Source organism: Serratia sp. PL7 (assembly GCF_945957435.1).
In genome coordinates this window covers 1-16065 of sequence record NZ_CAMFLB010000053.1, presented here as the reverse complement: position 1 = coordinate 16065, position 16065 = coordinate 1, and the positions used below count along the sequence as shown (strand labels likewise).

The 16065-nt window shown below is 54.6% G+C and carries 24 protein-coding genes; 18 read left to right on the top strand and 6 right to left on the bottom strand.

All coding sequences use genetic code 11. The features are described from left to right. The 13 genes from rpsE to N6G83_RS53165 form a co-directional block, all read left to right on the top strand. A partial coding sequence (rpsE, locus tag N6G83_RS53225) for a 30S ribosomal protein S5 (RefSeq protein WP_260524375.1) occupies positions 1 to 391 on the top strand: 391 nt, incomplete at its 5' end. A 6-nt stretch (positions 392 to 397) separates the two neighbouring features. Continuing rightward, the gene (gene rpmD / locus N6G83_RS53220) at positions 398 to 577 is read left to right on the top strand and encodes a 50S ribosomal protein L30 (protein WP_048232028.1); all 180 of its coding nucleotides are present in this window, start codon (positions 398 to 400) and stop codon (positions 575 to 577) included. 3 nt (positions 578 to 580) lie between these two features. Beyond that, positions 581 to 1015 carry a 50S ribosomal protein L15 gene (rplO, locus tag N6G83_RS53215; RefSeq protein WP_004929742.1) on the top strand — a complete coding sequence of 145 codons (435 nt, stop codon included), beginning with the start codon at positions 581 to 583 and terminating at the stop codon, positions 1013 to 1015. Positions 1016 to 1022: 7 nt separating this feature from the next. Further along, positions 1023 to 2354 (top strand): preprotein translocase subunit SecY, encoded by a 1332-nt coding sequence (gene secY / locus N6G83_RS53210; RefSeq protein ID WP_004929740.1) that lies wholly within the window; start codon positions 1023 to 1025, stop codon positions 2352 to 2354. A gap of 33 nt (positions 2355 to 2387) precedes the next feature. Further along, complete coding sequence (gene rpmJ, locus N6G83_RS53205; protein WP_002227352.1) at positions 2388 to 2504, top strand: 50S ribosomal protein L36; 117 nt, start codon at positions 2388 to 2390, stop codon at positions 2502 to 2504. Between the two features lie 148 nt (positions 2505 to 2652). Beyond that, positions 2653 to 3009 carry a 30S ribosomal protein S13 gene (rpsM, locus tag N6G83_RS53200; protein ID WP_004929734.1) on the top strand — a complete coding sequence of 119 codons (357 nt, stop codon included), beginning with the start codon at positions 2653 to 2655 and terminating at the stop codon, positions 3007 to 3009. A 16-nt stretch (positions 3010 to 3025) separates the two neighbouring features. Then, a complete protein-coding gene (rpsK, locus tag N6G83_RS53195) occupies positions 3026 to 3415 on the top strand; it encodes a 30S ribosomal protein S11 (protein WP_004929731.1) in 390 nt (129 codons plus the stop codon). 30 nt (positions 3416 to 3445) lie between these two features. Next, positions 3446 to 4066: a 30S ribosomal protein S4 gene (rpsD, locus tag N6G83_RS53190; RefSeq protein WP_025304496.1), complete on the top strand. Its 621-nt coding sequence runs from the start codon at positions 3446 to 3448 to the stop codon at positions 4064 to 4066. 25 nt (positions 4067 to 4091) lie between these two features. After that, positions 4092 to 5081 carry a DNA-directed RNA polymerase subunit alpha gene (locus N6G83_RS53185; protein ID WP_002919219.1) on the top strand — a complete coding sequence of 330 codons (990 nt, stop codon included), beginning with the start codon at positions 4092 to 4094 and terminating at the stop codon, positions 5079 to 5081. A 40-nt stretch (positions 5082 to 5121) separates the two neighbouring features. After that, positions 5122 to 5511: a 50S ribosomal protein L17 gene (gene rplQ, locus N6G83_RS53180; RefSeq protein WP_004929726.1), complete on the top strand. Its 390-nt coding sequence runs from the start codon at positions 5122 to 5124 to the stop codon at positions 5509 to 5511. Positions 5512 to 5659: 148 nt separating this feature from the next. Beyond that, positions 5660 to 6034, top strand: a complete 375-nt coding sequence (locus N6G83_RS53175) for a DUF1992 domain-containing protein (protein ID WP_197819711.1) — start codon at positions 5660 to 5662, stop codon at positions 6032 to 6034. Continuing rightward, positions 6034 to 6465 carry a Zn(2+)-responsive transcriptional regulator gene (gene zntR / locus N6G83_RS53170; protein ID WP_016930321.1) on the top strand — a complete coding sequence of 144 codons (432 nt, stop codon included), beginning with the start codon at positions 6034 to 6036 and terminating at the stop codon, positions 6463 to 6465. Before N6G83_RS53175 ends, zntR begins: the two co-directional genes overlap by 1 nt. A 74-nt stretch (positions 6466 to 6539) precedes the next feature. Further along, a complete protein-coding gene (locus N6G83_RS53165) occupies positions 6540 to 6746 on the top strand; it encodes an alternative ribosome-rescue factor A (RefSeq protein ID WP_260516231.1) in 207 nt (68 codons plus the stop codon). 57 nt (positions 6747 to 6803) lie between these two features. Here the strand turns inward: N6G83_RS53165 and mscL are convergent, their stop codons facing one another. The 5 genes from mscL to def form a co-directional block, all read right to left on the bottom strand. Continuing rightward, entirely contained in the window at positions 6804 to 7220 is a 417-nt protein-coding gene (gene mscL, locus N6G83_RS53160; protein ID WP_049208534.1) for a large-conductance mechanosensitive channel protein MscL, read from the bottom strand. 137 nt (positions 7221 to 7357) lie between these two features. Then, positions 7358 to 8734 (bottom strand): Trk system potassium transporter TrkA, encoded by a 1377-nt coding sequence (trkA, locus tag N6G83_RS53155; protein ID WP_004929716.1) that lies wholly within the window; start codon positions 8732 to 8734, stop codon positions 7358 to 7360. 55 nt (positions 8735 to 8789) lie between these two features. Continuing rightward, the gene (gene rsmB / locus N6G83_RS53150) at positions 8790 to 10079 is read right to left on the bottom strand and encodes a 16S rRNA (cytosine(967)-C(5))-methyltransferase RsmB (RefSeq protein ID WP_197759631.1); all 1290 of its coding nucleotides are present in this window, start codon (positions 10077 to 10079) and stop codon (positions 8790 to 8792) included. A gap of 72 nt (positions 10080 to 10151) precedes the next feature. Continuing rightward, positions 10152 to 11096, bottom strand: a complete 945-nt coding sequence (gene fmt, locus N6G83_RS53145) for a methionyl-tRNA formyltransferase (protein WP_141999077.1) — start codon at positions 11094 to 11096, stop codon at positions 10152 to 10154. Between the two features lie 17 nt (positions 11097 to 11113). Then, entirely contained in the window at positions 11114 to 11623 is a 510-nt protein-coding gene (gene def, locus N6G83_RS53140; RefSeq protein ID WP_015379260.1) for a peptide deformylase, read from the bottom strand. A 133-nt stretch (positions 11624 to 11756) separates the two neighbouring features. Here def and dprA point away from each other — a divergent pair, with 133 nt between their 5' ends. Genes dprA through aroE form a run of 5 tightly spaced genes read left to right on the top strand, consistent with a single transcriptional unit; the run spans position 11757 to position 15301 of the window. Further along, positions 11757 to 12878: a DNA-protecting protein DprA gene (gene dprA, locus N6G83_RS53135; protein ID WP_043138824.1), complete on the top strand. Its 1122-nt coding sequence runs from the start codon at positions 11757 to 11759 to the stop codon at positions 12876 to 12878. Further along, positions 12850 to 13323, top strand: coding sequence for a DUF494 family protein Smg (smg, locus tag N6G83_RS53130; RefSeq protein ID WP_025160381.1), 474 nt, complete (start codon positions 12850 to 12852; stop codon positions 13321 to 13323). The genes dprA and smg overlap by 29 nt, the downstream gene beginning before the upstream one ends. 25 nt (positions 13324 to 13348) lie before the next feature. Further along, positions 13349 to 13894: a type I DNA topoisomerase gene (locus N6G83_RS53125; RefSeq protein WP_025304489.1), complete on the top strand. Its 546-nt coding sequence runs from the start codon at positions 13349 to 13351 to the stop codon at positions 13892 to 13894. 7 nt (positions 13895 to 13901) lie between these two features. Continuing rightward, positions 13902 to 14471, top strand: a complete 570-nt coding sequence (gene tsaC / locus N6G83_RS53120; RefSeq protein WP_148123792.1) for an L-threonylcarbamoyladenylate synthase type 1 TsaC — start codon at positions 13902 to 13904, stop codon at positions 14469 to 14471. 11 nt (positions 14472 to 14482) lie between these two features. Next, a complete protein-coding gene (gene aroE / locus N6G83_RS53115; protein WP_060448526.1) occupies positions 14483 to 15301 on the top strand; it encodes a shikimate dehydrogenase in 819 nt (272 codons plus the stop codon). A gap of 37 nt (positions 15302 to 15338) precedes the next feature. Here aroE and N6G83_RS53110 read toward each other — a convergent pair whose 3' ends face one another. After that, the gene (locus N6G83_RS53110; protein ID WP_260516230.1) at positions 15339 to 15881 is read right to left on the bottom strand and encodes a gamma carbonic anhydrase family protein; all 543 of its coding nucleotides are present in this window, start codon (positions 15879 to 15881) and stop codon (positions 15339 to 15341) included. Positions 15882 to 16065: the final 184 nt, after the last annotated feature.

The following is a 16065-nucleotide window of genomic DNA, read 5'->3' as shown; positions in this document are numbered from 1 at the left end:
TGTAGTTGGTGATGGTAACGGTCGCGTTGGTTTTGGCTACGGCAAAGCACGCGAAGTTCCAGCAGCGATCCAGAAAGCGATGGAAAAAGCCCGTCGCAACATGATGAACGTCGCGCTGAACAGCGGCACCCTGCAGCACCCTGTTAAGGGCGCTCACACGGGTTCTCGCGTGTTCATGCAGCCTGCTCATGAAGGTACCGGTATCATCGCGGGTGGTGCAATGCGCGCCGTTCTCGAAGTTGCTGGGGTGCACAACGTATTGGCTAAAGCTTATGGTTCCACCAACCCGATCAACGTGGTTCGTGCAACTATCGACGCTCTGGCGAATATGAAGTCTCCTGAAATGGTCGCTGCTAAGCGTGGTAAATCCGTTGCCGACATTCTGGGGTAATTGACCATGGCTAAGACTATTAAAGTTACACAAACTCGCAGCTCAATTGGCCGTCTGCCGAAGCATAAAGCTACTCTGCTCGGTCTGGGTCTGCGTCGTATTGGTCACACCGTAGAGCGCGAGGATACTCCTGCTGTTCGCGGTATGGTCAACCTGGTTTCCTACATGGTTAAAGTTGAGGAGTAACAGATGCGTTTAAATACTCTGTCTCCGGCTGAAGGTGCCAAGCATGCGCCTAAGCGTGTAGGTCGTGGTATTGGTTCTGGCCTGGGTAAAACCGGCGGCCGTGGTCACAAAGGTCAGAAGTCTCGTTCTGGCGGTGGCGTACGTCGTGGTTTTGAAGGTGGTCAGATGCCTCTGTACCGTCGTCTGCCGAAATTTGGCTTCACTTCACGCAAAGCGATGATCACGGCAGAAGTTCGTCTGTCTGAACTGGCTCTGGTTGAAGGCGATGTTATCGACCTGAACGCGCTGAAAGCCGCTAACGTAGTTGGTGTCCAGATCGAATTCGCGAAAGTTGTACTTTCTGGCGAAGTCGCTCGTCCGGTAACCCTGCGTGGTCTGCGTGTCACCAAAGGCGCTCGTGCTGCTATCGAGGCTGCTGGCGGTAAAATTGAGGAATAAGTAGCAGATGGCTAAGCAACCAGGATTAGATTTTCAAAGTGCTAAAGGCGGGCTCGGCGAGCTGAAGCGCAGACTTTTGTTTGTCATCGGCGCGCTGATTGTCTTCCGCATCGGCTCTTTCATTCCGATTCCTGGTATCGATGCCACTGTGCTTGCCAAATTGCTTGAGCAGCAGAGAGGCACTATCATTGAAATGTTTAACATGTTCTCTGGTGGTGCCCTCAGCCGTGCTTCTATCTTTGCTCTGGGGATCATGCCGTATATCTCGGCATCGATCATTATCCAGCTGCTGACGGTGGTTCATCCAGCGTTGGCGGAAATCAAGAAAGAAGGGGAGGCTGGCCGTCGCAAGATTAGCCAGTACACCCGTTACGGTACGCTGGTATTGGCCATATTCCAGTCGATTGGTATTGCTACCGGTCTGCCGAATATGCCTGGTATGCAGGGCCTGGTGTTAAATCCAGGCTTTGCATTCTACTTTACTGCGGTTGTGAGCCTGGTAACCGGGACAATGTTCCTGATGTGGCTGGGTGAGCAGATTACTGAGCGCGGTATCGGCAACGGTATCTCGATCATTATCTTCGCGGGTATTGTAGCGGGGCTCCCGCCGGCAGTGGCCCATACTATCGAGCAAGCACGGCAAGGCGACCTGCACTTCCTCCTGCTGCTGTTGGTTGCAGTATTGGTGTTTGCAGTAACCTTCTTCGTTGTTTTCATCGAGCGTGGTCAACGTCGTATCGTCGTTAACTATGCGAAGCGTCAACAAGGTCGTCGTGTTTATGCAGCACAGAGTACACATTTACCGTTGAAAGTGAACATGGCGGGTGTTATCCCGGCGATTTTCGCTTCCAGCATTATTCTGTTCCCGGCCACGATTGCATCATGGTTTGGGGGCGGTACCGGTTGGAACTGGCTGACTACGATTTCGCTGTATTTGCAGCCAGGGCAACCGCTTTATGTGTTACTCTATGCGTCTGCAATCATCTTCTTCTGTTTCTTCTACACGGCGTTGGTTTTCAACCCGCGTGAGACAGCAGATAACCTGAAGAAGTCCGGTGCCTTCGTACCAGGAATTCGTCCGGGAGAGCAAACGGCGAAGTATATCGATAAAGTAATGACGCGTTTAACCCTGGTGGGCGCGATGTACATTACTTTCATCTGCCTGATCCCGGAGTTCATGCGTGATGCAATGAAAGTACCATTCTACTTTGGTGGTACCTCGCTACTGATCGTGGTTGTCGTCATCATGGACTTTATGGCTCAAGTGCAAACTCTGATGATGTCAAGTCAGTACGAGTCTGCATTGAAGAAAGCAAATCTGAAAGGCTATAACCGCTAGTCAGATTCGTTTGAGAAGTTACGGAGAGTAAAAATGAAAGTTCGTGCTTCCGTCAAGAAATTATGTCGTAACTGCAAAATCGTTAAGCGTAACGGTGTCGTTCGTGTGATTTGCAGCGCCGAGCCGAAGCATAAACAGCGTCAAGGCTGATTATCTCGCATATTTTTCTTGCAAAGTTGGGTTGAGCTGGCTAGATTAGCCAGCCAATCTTTTGTATGTCGCACTGCAACATTATTTGAGTATCCTGAAAACGGGCTTTTCAGAATGGTGTTGCTGTATAAAATAGTAGGAGTGCATAGTGGCCCGTATAGCAGGCATTAACATTCCTGATCATAAACATACCGTTATCGCCTTAACGTCGATCTTCGGTATCGGTAAAACCCGTTCACAGGCTATCTGTGCATCCACGGGTATTGCTGAAAATGTTAAGATCAGTGAGCTGTCTGAAGAGCAAATCGAAAAGCTTCGTGATGCAGTTGCCAAATACACCGTTGAGGGTGATTTGCGTCGTGAAATTACCCTGAGCATCAAGCGTCTTATGGACCTTGGTTGCTATCGTGGTTTGCGTCATCGTCGTGGTCTGCCGGTACGCGGTCAGCGCACCAAGACCAACGCTCGTACCCGTAAGGGTCCGCGCAAGCCGATCAAGAAATAATCGGGGTTATTGAATAATGGCAAAGGCACCTGTTCGTACACGTAAGCGTGTAAGAAAGCAAGTCTCTGACGGCGTGGCTCATATCCATGCTTCTTTCAACAACACCATCGTTACCATCACTGATCGTCAGGGTAATGCTTTGGGTTGGGCAACAGCCGGTGGTTCCGGTTTCCGTGGTTCTCGTAAGTCCACTCCGTTCGCAGCACAGGTTGCAGCAGAACGTTGTGCTGACGCAGTAAAAGAATACGGTATCAAGAACCTGGAAGTTATGGTTAAAGGACCTGGTCCTGGTCGTGAGTCTACTATCCGCGCTCTGAACGCGGCTGGTTTCCGCATCACTAATATTACTGATGTGACTCCGATCCCTCATAACGGTTGTCGTCCGCCGAAAAAGCGCCGCGTGTAACGCAGCTTTTAGGATTGTTGGAGAAAGAAAATGGCAAGATATTTGGGTCCTAAGCTCAAGCTGAGCCGTCGTGAGGGCACAGACCTGTTCCTTAAGTCTGGCGTTCGCGCGATCGATTCCAAGTGTAAAATTGAACAAGCACCTGGTCAGCACGGTGCGCGTAAACCGCGTCTGTCTGATTACGGTGTTCAGTTGCGTGAGAAGCAGAAAGTTCGCCGTATGTACGGCATTCTGGAGCGTCAATTCCGTAACTATTACAAAGAAGCAACCCGCCTGAAGGGCAACACCGGTGAAAACCTGTTGCAGCTGCTGGAAGGTCGTCTGGACAACGTTGTTTACCGTATGGGCTTCGGCGCTACTCGTGCAGAGTCACGTCAGCTGGTTAGCCACAAAGCAGTTATGGTAAACGGTCACGTTGTTAACATCGCTTCTTATCAGGTATCTCCGAATGACGTAGTCAGCATCCGCGAGAAAGCTAAAAAGCAGTCTCGTGTTAAAGCTTCTCTGGAGCTGGCTGAGCAGCGTGAAAAGCCGACTTGGCTGGAAGTTGATGCTGCTAAGATGGAAGGCGTGTTCAAGCGTATGCCTGAACGTACCGATCTGTCTGCGGACATTAACGAACACCTGATCGTCGAGCTTTACTCCAAGTAAAGCTTAGTACCAAAGAGAGGACACAATGCAGGGTTCTGTGACAGAGTTTCTAAAACCGCGCCTGGTAGATATCGAGCAAGTCAGTTCGACGCACGCCAAGGTGACCCTTGAGCCTTTAGAGCGTGGCTTTGGCCATACTCTTGGCAACGCACTGCGCCGTATTCTGCTTTCATCTATGCCGGGTTGCGCGGTGACCGAGGTTGAGATTGATGGTGTACTGCATGAGTACAGCACCAAAGAAGGCGTACAGGAAGATATCCTGGAGATCCTGCTCAACCTGAAAGGGCTGGCGGTGAGAGTTCAAGGCAAAGACGAAGTTATTCTTACCCTGAATAAATCTGGCATTGGCCCTGTGACCGCTGCCGACATCACCCATGATGGTGATGTCGAAATCGTCAAGCCTCAGCACGTGATTTGCCACCTGACTGATGAGAACGCGGCTATCAGCATGCGTATCAAAGTTCAGCGCGGTCGCGGTTATGTGCCGGCTTCTGCCCGAATTCATTCGGAAGAAGATGAGCGCCCAATCGGTCGTCTGTTGGTTGACGCCTGCTACAGCCCTGTAGAGCGTATCGCCTACAATGTTGAAGCTGCGCGTGTAGAACAGCGTACTGACTTGGATAAGCTGGTCATCGAGATGGAGACCAATGGCACGATCGATCCTGAAGAGGCGATCCGCCGTGCGGCCACCATTCTGGCTGAACAACTTGAAGCTTTCGTTGACCTGCGTGATGTACGTCAGCCGGAAGTTAAAGAAGAGAAACCAGAGTTCGATCCGATCTTGCTGCGCCCTGTTGACGATCTGGAATTGACTGTCCGCTCTGCTAACTGCCTCAAGGCAGAAGCTATCCACTACATCGGTGATCTGGTACAGCGTACCGAGGTTGAGTTGCTGAAAACGCCAAACCTGGGTAAAAAATCTCTTACCGAGATTAAAGACGTGCTGGCCTCACGTGGTCTGTCTCTGGGCATGCGCCTGGAAAACTGGCCGCCGGCAAGCATTGCTGACGAGTAACCGGATCACAGGTTAAGGTTTTACTGAGAAGGATAAGGTCATGCGCCATCGTAAGAGTGGTCGTCAACTGAACCGTAACAGCAGCCATCGCCAGGCTATGTTCCGTAACATGGCCGGCTCTTTGGTTCGTCATGAGATCATCAAGACGACCCTGCCAAAAGCAAAAGAGCTGCGTCGCGTTGTTGAGCCGCTGATTACTCTTGCCAAGACCGACAGCGTAGCTAATCGTCGTCTGGCATTCGCCCGTACTCGTGATAACGAGATCGTGGCAAAACTGTTTAACGAGCTGGGCCCGCGTTTCGCGAGCCGTGCCGGTGGTTACACTCGCATTCTGAAGTGTGGCTTCCGCGCAGGCGACAACGCGCCGATGGCATACATCGAGCTGGTTGATCGTGCTGAGTCTCAAGCAGAAGTGGCAACTGCAGAGTAATCTGTAGACGCGTAAAAAAACCGGGCTTGCCCGGTTTTTTTACGTCCAAATTCAGCCAAATGTGCGCAATTCCCCCGCTGTGCTTAAGATCCTCGCCCCTATCCGCTATGCTAAGGCTTAATCATTAGGCTAACCGAGGCTGTTTGCCATGGGGTCGCTCGATCAATGGGCGGAACGTCATATCCTTGATGCCCAAGATAAAGGCGAGTTCGACAATTTGCCCGGCCAGGGACAACCATTAGCGCTGGAAGACGATAGTGCGGTGCCGGCTGAACTGCGCGCGGGTTACCGTCTGCTGAAAAATGCCGGTTACTTGCCACCGGAACTGGAAGATCGCAAAGAGGCGCTAACTGTTGCTCGCTTACTGCAAGGGATCAACAGTGAGCATCCAGACTATGTCGATCTCAGCAAGCGCATGTTGCTGTTGGAACATCGATTGCGTCAGGCTGGGATGAGCACGGATTTCTTGCATGGTGAATATCAGTGCGCACTGGATGGCAAGTTCACCCGAGAGGAGCAGTAATGTTCAAGATAGGTCAGTTGGCCAAGCTTGCCGAAGTAACGCCTGATACCGTGCGTTACTATGAAAAGCAGGGCATGATGGATCACAATGTCCGCACCGAGGGTGGTTATCGACTCTACACCGAGCAGGATCTTCAACGGCTGCGCTTTATTCGCTATGCTAAGCAGTTGGGATTTACTCTGGAAACGATCGCTGAGCTGCTGTCGATCCGCGTCGATCCTGAGCATCATACCTGCCAGGAGTCAAAGTCGATCGTTGATGCGCGCCTGAGCGAAGTGGAAAGCAAGTTGGCTGAGCTGACGCGTATGCGTGAATCGTTGAAGCGGCTGAGCGACGCCTGCTGTGGCACTGCCCATACCAGCAATTATTGTTCGATCCTGGAAGCTTTGGAACAGGGCGCCAGCGATGACAAAGGCAAAAAAGGTTGCTGACGGCACTTTAATTTTTATATCGCCGGCAGTATTATCGCCCCGTTTTATCCCTCATATTTTACAGGAGCATTATCATGACGAAATATCGTCACACCAAAGGCCAGATTCAAGATAACGCCATTGAGGCGCTGCTGCATGATCCTCTATTCCGTCAGCGGGTAGAAAAGAATGTGAAAGGTAAAGGCAGCTATCGGCGTAAAGAAAAACACAACAAAGGCGGTAACTGGGAGGCCAGTGGTAAACTATCAAGCGATAATTTACCACTGACCTTCTGGTTTTAAGTATTAAAAAAGCCACCTTCATCAGGTGGCTTTTTATTGGCATAACCAAACGCTGTCTTACAGTTTTGGCTGCTGTTGCTGGCTCAGCAAATCACGGATTTCCGTCAGCAGTTTCTCTTCTGCGGTAGGTGCCGGCGGCGCTGCGGGCACTTCTTCTTGTTTGCGGCGCATTTTGTTCATCAATTTAATCGCCAGGAAGATGGCGAAGGCGACAATCACGAAGTCGAATACGGTTTGGATGAATGAACCGTAGTTCATTACCACCGCCGGTACGGCGCCCTGAGCTTCACGTAATACCAGATGGAACTGTTTAAAGTCGACGCCGCCGATCAGTAAGCCCAGCGGTGGCATGATGATATCAGCCACGAAGGACGAAACGATCTTGCCGAATGCGGCACCGATAATCACACCGACGGCCAGATCGACCACGTTGCCACGCATGGCAAATTCGCGAAACTCTTTCAACATACTCATAGAACGCACCCCTTGCAGAATTAATAACTCAAGTTTAACAAAGCAATTTCCCTTTGCCACAAAAGGAGAGAAGTTTTATCTCCTCCCAAGGCAGAGAACAACCACGCGATTATAGACCATAGCCAAATAAATTCGTTCTACAAGAAGAACGGGCTCGGTTGGAACAAGCGTTCAACGTCAGGCACGAATTTCTTGTCGGTAATAAACATGATGACGTGATCGCCCTGTTCGATTTTGCTGTTGCCGTTGGCAATGATCACGTCGTCGCCACGCACGATCGCACCGATGGTCGTCCCCGGTGGCAACTTGATATCTTCGACGATGCGGCCGACCACTTTGGACGTGCTTTCATCGCCGTGGGCAATCGCCTCGATCGCTTCCGCCACGCCGCGGCGCAGCGACGAAACGCTGACGATATCCGCTTTGCGCACGTGCCCCAACAGGGCGGAGATGGTCGCCTGCTGCGGCGAAATGGCGATATCAATCACGCTGCCCTGCACCAGATCGACATAGGCGCGGCGCTGGATCAATACCATTACCTTCTTGGCGCCCATGCGCTTAGCCAGCATGGCGGACATGATGTTGGCCTCATCGTCGTTGGTGATGGCGATGAAAACATCCACCTGCTCGACGTGCTCTTCGGCCAGCAGTTCCTGATCGGAGGCATCGCCGTAGAACACGATGGTATCGTGCAGCTGTTCGGCGAGTTCGGCGGCGCGTTGCTGATTCCGCTCGATCAGTTTGACGTTGTAGTCTTTTTCTAGTTTGGCTGCCAGGCCGGCGCCGACGTTGCCGCCGCCGACGATCATGATGCGCTTATACGGTTTTTCCAGCCGCTGCAGTTCGCTCATCACCGCGCGGATGTGCTGTGAGGCGGCGACGAAGAACACTTCATCACCGGCTTCGATAATGGTCGAGCCTTGCGGACGGATCGGCCGATCCTGGCGGAAAATAGCGGCGACGCGGGTGTCAATATGCGGCATGTGTTCGCGCATTGAAGAGAGCGCATTGCCGACCAGCGGGCCGCCGTAATAGGCTTTAACCGCGGCGATGCTGACCTTGCCTTCTGCGAAGTTGACCACCTGCAGGGCCCCGGGGTACTCAATCAGCTTGTAGATATAGTCAATGACCAGCTGCTCCGGCGAAATCAGATGGTCGATTGGCACCGCTTCCGGCAGGAACAGTTTCTCCGACTCGCGGATGTATTCCGGCGCGCGGATGCGGGCGATACGGTTGGGAGTATTAAACAGAGAATAGGCGATCTGGCAGGCGATCATGTTGGTTTCGTCGGAGTTGGTGACGGCAACCAGCATGTCGGCGTCTTCTGCGCCGGCTTCGCGCAGCACCCGAGGGTGGGAGCCATGTCCCTGAACCACCCGAAGATCGAATTTATCCTGCAGCTGACGTAACCGGCCGGAATCGGTATCGACGACGGTGATGTCGTTGTTTTCACCCACCAGGTTTTCCGCCAGCGTCCCGCCAACCTGACCGGCACCAAGAATAATTATTTTCATCGTGTTCTCTGCTTCACACTGAAAGACTTAGGGCGCGCGAGCACGCCCTGAAGAATTACATTTTAATCAGCTTAGCGTAAAAGAAGCCATCGCCGTCCTCGGGATGCGGGATATTCTGCCGCCCTGGCCGCTGCGCATCGCCGGTTTCAACCAGCTTGGCATCGGCGTGGCGCTGCAAGAACGCGGCGATCTGGCTGCTGTTTTCATCCGGCAGGATAGAGCAGGTGGCGTAAACCATCACGCCGCCCGATTTCAGATGCGGCCAGACGGCTTCCAGGATCTCGGCCTGAAGCGCGGCGAGTTCGGCGATGTCGCGATCGCGGCGCAGCCATTTGATGTCGGGGTGACGGCGGATCACGCCGGTAGCGGAACAAGGCGCGTCCAACAGGATACGGTCGAACTGTTTGTCACCGCACCATTGTTGCGGAGTGCGGCCATCGCCCAGCTTAACTTCTGCGTGCAAACGCAGGCGCTGCAGGTTTTCCTTCACCCGTGCCAGACGCTGTTCGTCGATATCGACGGCCATGACGTGCGCTTTCGGCGCCGCTTCCAGAATATGCGTGGTTTTGCCGCCAGGAGCGGCGCACAAATCGAGGATCTGTTCGCCGTCTTGCGGATCCAACAGATCGACACAGCCCTGGGCTGAGGCATCTTGCACGGTGACCCAGCCGTCGGCGAACCCAGGTAGATCGACCACGGCGCAAGGCGCCAGCAACCGCACTGCGTCGGCATAGTCTGCATGAGGCTCCGCGGCGATGCCGGTGTCGGTCAACAGCTGCAGGTAAGCTTCGCGGCTGTGATGCAGGCGGTTGACGCGCAGCCACATTGGTGGCTTCTGGTTATTGGCGTCGACGATCTGCTCCCAGTTGGCGGGATAAGCTTGTTGAATGCGTTTCAGCAACCAGCTCGGGTGCAGATAGCGGCTGTCGTTGTTGGCAGCGCGCTGTAGCAGCTCTTCCTGCTGGCGCTGGAACTGCCGCAAGACACCGTTAATCAGGCCTTTCAACTGCGGGCGTTTCAGCGCTACCGCGCCTTCCACGGTTTCTGCCAGCACGGCGTGCGCCGGGATACGGGTATACAACAGCTGATACAAGCCGACCATCAGCAAATAGTGCAGCGTACGCTGCTTGCCGGTCAGCGGCTTGGCCATCAATTGTTGAATACACCATTCAAGCTGCGGCAGTACACGTAACGTGCCGAAGCACAGTTCCTGCAGCAACCCGCGGTCTTTATCGCTGATGGAGGTTTGCAGTGCCGGCAGGGCAGTGCTTAGCGACTGCCCTTGATCCAGTACCTGGCCGATGGCTTTGGCAGCGATGCTGCGGAGATTGTAATTATTTTTCATAGGCTGAAGCTGATAACGATCGGCATTAAGAAAATAACGGCCCGACGATGAACGGCCGGGCTGTGGGGTGACTTACAGCCGGTTACCCGGGGTAAACCATTCACGACGTGAATTTAATAGGTCTTGCGCCAACATCGGTTTCTTGCCGGCGGGCTGCAGTTGGATCAGGTTGAGGATACCGTCGGCAGTCGCCACCTGAATACCGTGCTTGTCGGCATGGACAACGGTGCCTGGCTCCGCGTTGGCGCTTTGCGCCAGTACGCTGGCCTGCCACACTTTCACCGGTTGATCGTCGATGGTGAAATAGCTGACCGGCCAAGGGTTGAAGGCGCGGATGCAGCGCTCCAGCTGTGCGGCGGACAGTGTCCAGTCCAGACGAGCTTCTTCTTTGCTCAGTTTCTCGGCGTAGGTGACCAGCGCTTCGTCCTGAACTTCGCGGGTGGCGCTGCCGTCTGCCATTTGGTGCAGCGTAGTCAACATGCCCTGCGGGCCGAGCTGTGCCAGCTTGTCGTAGAGACTGGCGCTGGTATCGCTGCTCTCAATCGGGCAAGCAATCTTGTGCATCATGTCACCGGTATCGAGACCGACGTCCATCTGCATGATGGTCACGCCGGTTTCGCTGTCACCGGCCCAGAGCGAACGCTGGATCGGCGCCGCGCCGCGCCAGCGAGGCAGCAGCGAGCCATGTACGTTGATGCAACCGAGACGCGGCATATCCAGCACCGCCTGCGGCAGGATCAGCCCGTAGGCCACTACCACCATCACGTCGGCGTTGAGATCGGCCACCAGGTGCTGGTTCTCTTCGGGACGCAGCGATTTGGGCTGAAATACCGGCAGTTGGTGCTGCTCGGCCAGCACTTTGACCGGGCTGGGCGTCAGCTTGTTGCCGCGGCCTGCCGGGCGGTCGGGCTGGGTAAAAACGCCGACAATCTGGTGCTCAGATGACAACAGCGCGTCAAGATGACGCGCTGCGAAGTCTGGTGTTCCGGCGAAAATAATCCGTAAAGAGTCAGACACGTTGATTTCCTGATCGGTTAGGCGCGGGCTTGAAGCTTGGCCATTTTTTCCAGTTTCTGACGAATGCGCTGACGCTTGAGCGGCGACAGGTAATCGACGAACAGTTTGCCCATCAGGTGATCCATCTCGTGCTGGATGCAGATCGCCAACAGGTCGTCCGCTTCCAGTTCGAAAGGTTTGCCTTCGCGATCCAGTGCGCGGATCTTCACCTGCGCGGCGCGCGGCACTAACGCACGCTGCTCGGGAATGGAAAGACAGCCTTCCTCGATGCCGGTTTCGCCGCTTTTTTCCAGCAGCTCCGGGTTGATCAGCACCAGGCGCTGATCGCGATTCTCGGAGACGTCGATCACGATAATGCGCTGATGGATATCCACCTGAGTCGCAGCCAAGCCAATGCCTTCCTCTGCGTACATGGTTTCAAACATATCATCCACGATGCGCTGGATATCTGCATTGACTTCTTTTACCGGCGCTGCGACTTTGCGCAGACGCTCGTCTGGGAAATGTAATACCTGCAAGACTGACATATATCTTTAGATCTGTATCCGAGTAATGAACGAGGTTTAACCTCTATTCTAGACATTTCCCGACCTGATTGACAGCATTGTGCACCAATTGCTCAGATTGGTAATACCACCGTTTTTGCTGAGGGAACAGACGATGCGGCCGGAAGAGATCGCTTTACGGATGCGAGGGGTAACGGGGCTACAGACCGTCGTGGCCAGCCGGATCGTGCAGCAGCTATCGCAAATGGGTTGCGAGCCTCGCCGCGTGCTGCATGAGCTGGGATTGAACGAACGGCAGCAGACGCAGTTCAACCAGTTGGATCCCGGTTATCTGTCGGCCAGCCTGCGTTGGTTGGAGCTGCCGGCGCACCGTATGCTGAACTATGGGGCGGCCGGCTATCCCGAACGCCTGGCCCAGATCGACGATGCGCCGCTATTTTTGCTGATCGAGGGCGATCCTCAGGCGTTGTTGCACCCGCAGCTCGCCATGGTTGGCAGCCGGCAGTTCAGCCACTACGGCGAACGTTGGGCTAACCATTTTGCCGAGGAATTGGCGCGTTGCGGCTTCACCATCACCAGCGGTCTGGCTATCGGCATCGACGGTATTTGCCATCGTGCGGCGCTGGCGGCCGGTGGCTGCACGATTGCGGTGTTGGGTAGCGGGCTGGGCAATATCTATCCGCGCCGGCACCGCCGGCTCGCGGAGCAGATAGTCGAGCAGGGCGGCGCTGTGATTTCAGATCATTTAGTCACCGACTTGCCTCTGGCCGACCATTTTCCTCGCCGTAACCGTATTATCAGCGGGCTCAGCCTGGGCGTTCTGGTCATAGAGGCTTCGCTGCGCAGCGGTACCTTGGTGACGGCTCGCTATGCGTTGGAGCAGGGGCGTGAGGTGTTCGCCTTGCCTGGGCCATTGGGAAACCCGATGAGTGAGGGTACGCATTGGTTAATCCAGCAGGGTGCGCATCTGGTCACCGGGCCGAAAGATATCGCCGAATTGCTGGGAAGCGGCCTTCAATGGCTGTCACTGAACGAAAATACAACTATTTGTGCGTCGCAGGCTGAAGTTGAATTGCCATTTGCCGATGTGTTGGCTAACGTAGGAGATGAGGTGACACCTGTTGACGTCGTCGCTGAACGTGCCGGCCAACCTGTGCCAGTGGTGGTAATCAAGTTACTCGAACTGGAGTTAGCAGGGTGGATCGCAGCTGTACCCGGCGGCTATGTCCGAATAAGGAGGGCAAGCCATGTTCGACGTACTCATGTACTTGTTTGAAACTTATATCCACAATGAACCAGAGATGCGCGTCGATCAGGATCAACTGACCGATGATCTCGCTCAGGCGGGGTTTCATCGGGATGATATCTACAACGCGTTGAATTGGCTTGAGAAGTTGGCTGACCTGCAAGAAGGTCAAAATGCCCCTTACTTTATGGATGCCGATCCGCTGGCAATGCGGATCTATACCGAAGAGGAAGGTGCGCGTTTGGACGCCGGCTGCCGTGGTTTTCTCCTGTTCCTGGAACAGATTCAGGTATTGAACCTCGAAACCCGTGAAATGGTTATCGATCGCGTTATGGCTTTGGATAATGCGGAATTCGATCTCGAAGATCTGAAATGGGTCGTGTTGATGGTGCTGTTTAATATCCCCGGATATGAAAGCGCCTATCAGCAAATGGAAGAACTGTTGTTTGAAGTGAACGAAGGTTATCTGCATTGAGCCGATAACGCGCATAGAAGACGTTATGACAAAAAACGCGATTTTTGCCGCCAGGCAAAATGAACCCTGCCCGGAATGCGGGGCCGAGCTGGTGATCCGTAGCGGTCGCCACGGCCCCTTCCTCGGCTGTTCCCAGTATCCTGAATGCCAATATATTCGCCCGCTGAAAGCGCAGGCCGATGGGCATATCGTCAAAGTGTTGGATGGGCAACCGTGCCCGAAGTGTCAGGCGACGTTGGTGCTGCGCCAGGGGCGCTATGGCATGTTTATCGGATGCAGCGATTATCCGCAATGCGATCACACTGAAGTGATCGATAAGCCTGATGAAACCGCCATTACCTGTCCGCAGTGCGGCCAAGGCAAACTGCTGCAGCGCAAGTCGCGTTACGGCAAGGTTTTTCATTCCTGCGATCGTTACCCGGAATGCCAGTTCGCCCTCAATGTTAAACCTGTCGCCGGTGAATGCGCCTATTGCCATTATCCGCTGCTGATGGAAAAGCGCACGGCAAAAGGGCCCGTCCTGTGCTGCGCCAGCAAGCTGTGCGGAAAACCCGTCGCGACTACAGAATAATCACATCATGAACTCAGAATTAAGCCCGAACCTTTTATCTATCATCGATGCTTTGCATCAACAGCAGGTGATTGCCTATCCTACCGAAGCCGTATTCGGCCTGGGTTGCGATCCCGACAGCGAACAGGCGGTCAATGCATTGCTGGCGCTGAAACAGCGGCCGTGGGAAAAGGGGCTGATTCTGATCGCCGCCGACTATGCGCAGCTTAAACCTTATATCGACGACAGTGCGCTCAGCGAACAGCAGCGCACGACGATGTTTGTCAGCTGGCCTGGGCCGGTAACCTGGGTGTTGCCTGCTCGCCCGGAGACGCCACGTTTGTTGACCGGGCGCTTCAGCTCGCTGGCGGTGCGCGTCAGCGATCATCCGTTGGTGCAGCTGCTGTGCCGGCAGTACGGCAAGCCGCTGGTGTCGACCAGCGCCAATCTCAGCGGGCTGGAGCCGTGCCGCAGTGCCGATGAGGTTACACGGCAATTCGGCGAAGCTTTCCCGGTATTGGCCGGCGAGGTGGGCGGCCGTCTTAATCCTTCCGAAATCAGAGATGTTCTGACCGGCGAACAGATCCGTCAGGGCTAGAGGTAATAGGCATGGAGAAGTTTGCGGTATTTGGCAACCCTATCGGCCACAGCAAGTCGCCGCGAATTCATGCGCTGTTTGCTGCCCAGACCGGCATTGAGCATCCTTATGGAACAGTGCTGGCGCCGCTGGACGGTTTTGAAACCAGCCTGCAGGCGTTTATCCACGCCGGAGGGCTGGGGGCGAACGTCACGGTGCCTTTCAAGGAGCGAGCTTATTCGGCCGCTTCTGAGCTGAGCGAGCGCGCAGCGATGGCTGGTGCGGTCAATACTCTGAAGGTGTTGCCGAATGGCGATCTATTGGGGGATAACACCGACGGCATCGGTTTGCTGACCGATCTGCAGCGTCAGCAATTGATCCGGCCGCAGGATCGCATTCTGCTTGTGGGCGCCGGCGGTGCGGCGCGCGGTGTAATCCTGCCGCTACTGTCTTTCGGCTGCCGGTTAACAATCACCAACCGTACCTTCAGCCGGGCCCAAGAGTTGGCCGACGCTTTCCGGCATCTGGGGGAGATCTCGGCGGCGCCGATGGATCAATGTGATCAGCAAGCATTCGATCTGGTGATCAATGCGACGGCGTCCGGCATCAGCGGGGAGGTCCCGGCGTTGCCTGCGGGCGTAGTTAACGCGCAAACCCGTTGCTATGACATGTTTTATCAGCAGGGCGTCACGCCATTTCTAGCCTGGGCGCAGAAGCTGGGGGCAACGGAATATGCCGATGGGCTGGGTATGCTGGTGGGGCAGGCGGCGCATGCTTTCCTGCTTTGGCACGGCGTAATGCCAGAGATCGAGCCGGTATTGCGCCAGCTGCGCAGCGAACTGGCGGCATAAATCCCGCCCCGTTCTCTTTATAGGGAACGGGGAGCTGTCAGATGTCTTCCGACAGGTATTCATCTTTCCAGCGTACATAGTTGTTCGAAGAATAAAGCAACCCTTCCAACTCGGCGGCGGTTAACGGCCGAATCTGGCGTGCCGGGCTACCCATATAGAGATAGCCGCTGGCCAGACGTTTGCCTGGCGCCACTAAACTGCCGGCGCCAATCATCACGTCGTCTTCTATTACTGCACCGTCCAACAGGATCGATCCCATACCGACCAGCACTCGGCTGCCGATGGCGCAGCCGTGCAGCATCGCTTTATGGCCCACGGTCACGTCTTCTCCAATCAGCAGGGGATAACCGTCAGGGTTATGTTCGGAGCGATGAGTCACGTGCAGTACGCTGCCGTCCTGAATATTGCTGCGTGCGCCGATCTTTACCGCATTGACGTCGCCGCGGATGGCGACCAGCGGCCAGATACTGACGTCATCCGCCAGATCGACGTCGCCGATGACGACGCTGGAAGGATCGATCAGGACGCGCTGACCGAGTTTAGGGGTGTATTGAAGATAAGAACGTACTGCATCGGACATAGTGCTGCCTCACCTCGGGATCATATTTACCGGCAATACTAGACTCTGACGATGGAATTACAACCAATCTCAGCGCCGGATCCTGCGGAAAATGGCCCTGATCGCACAAGATCCATCCGGAAGGGCTGAAAAGTGTGCAAACAGAAAGAAAAGATCAAAAAAGGGGTTGTGCAAAAAACTCGGA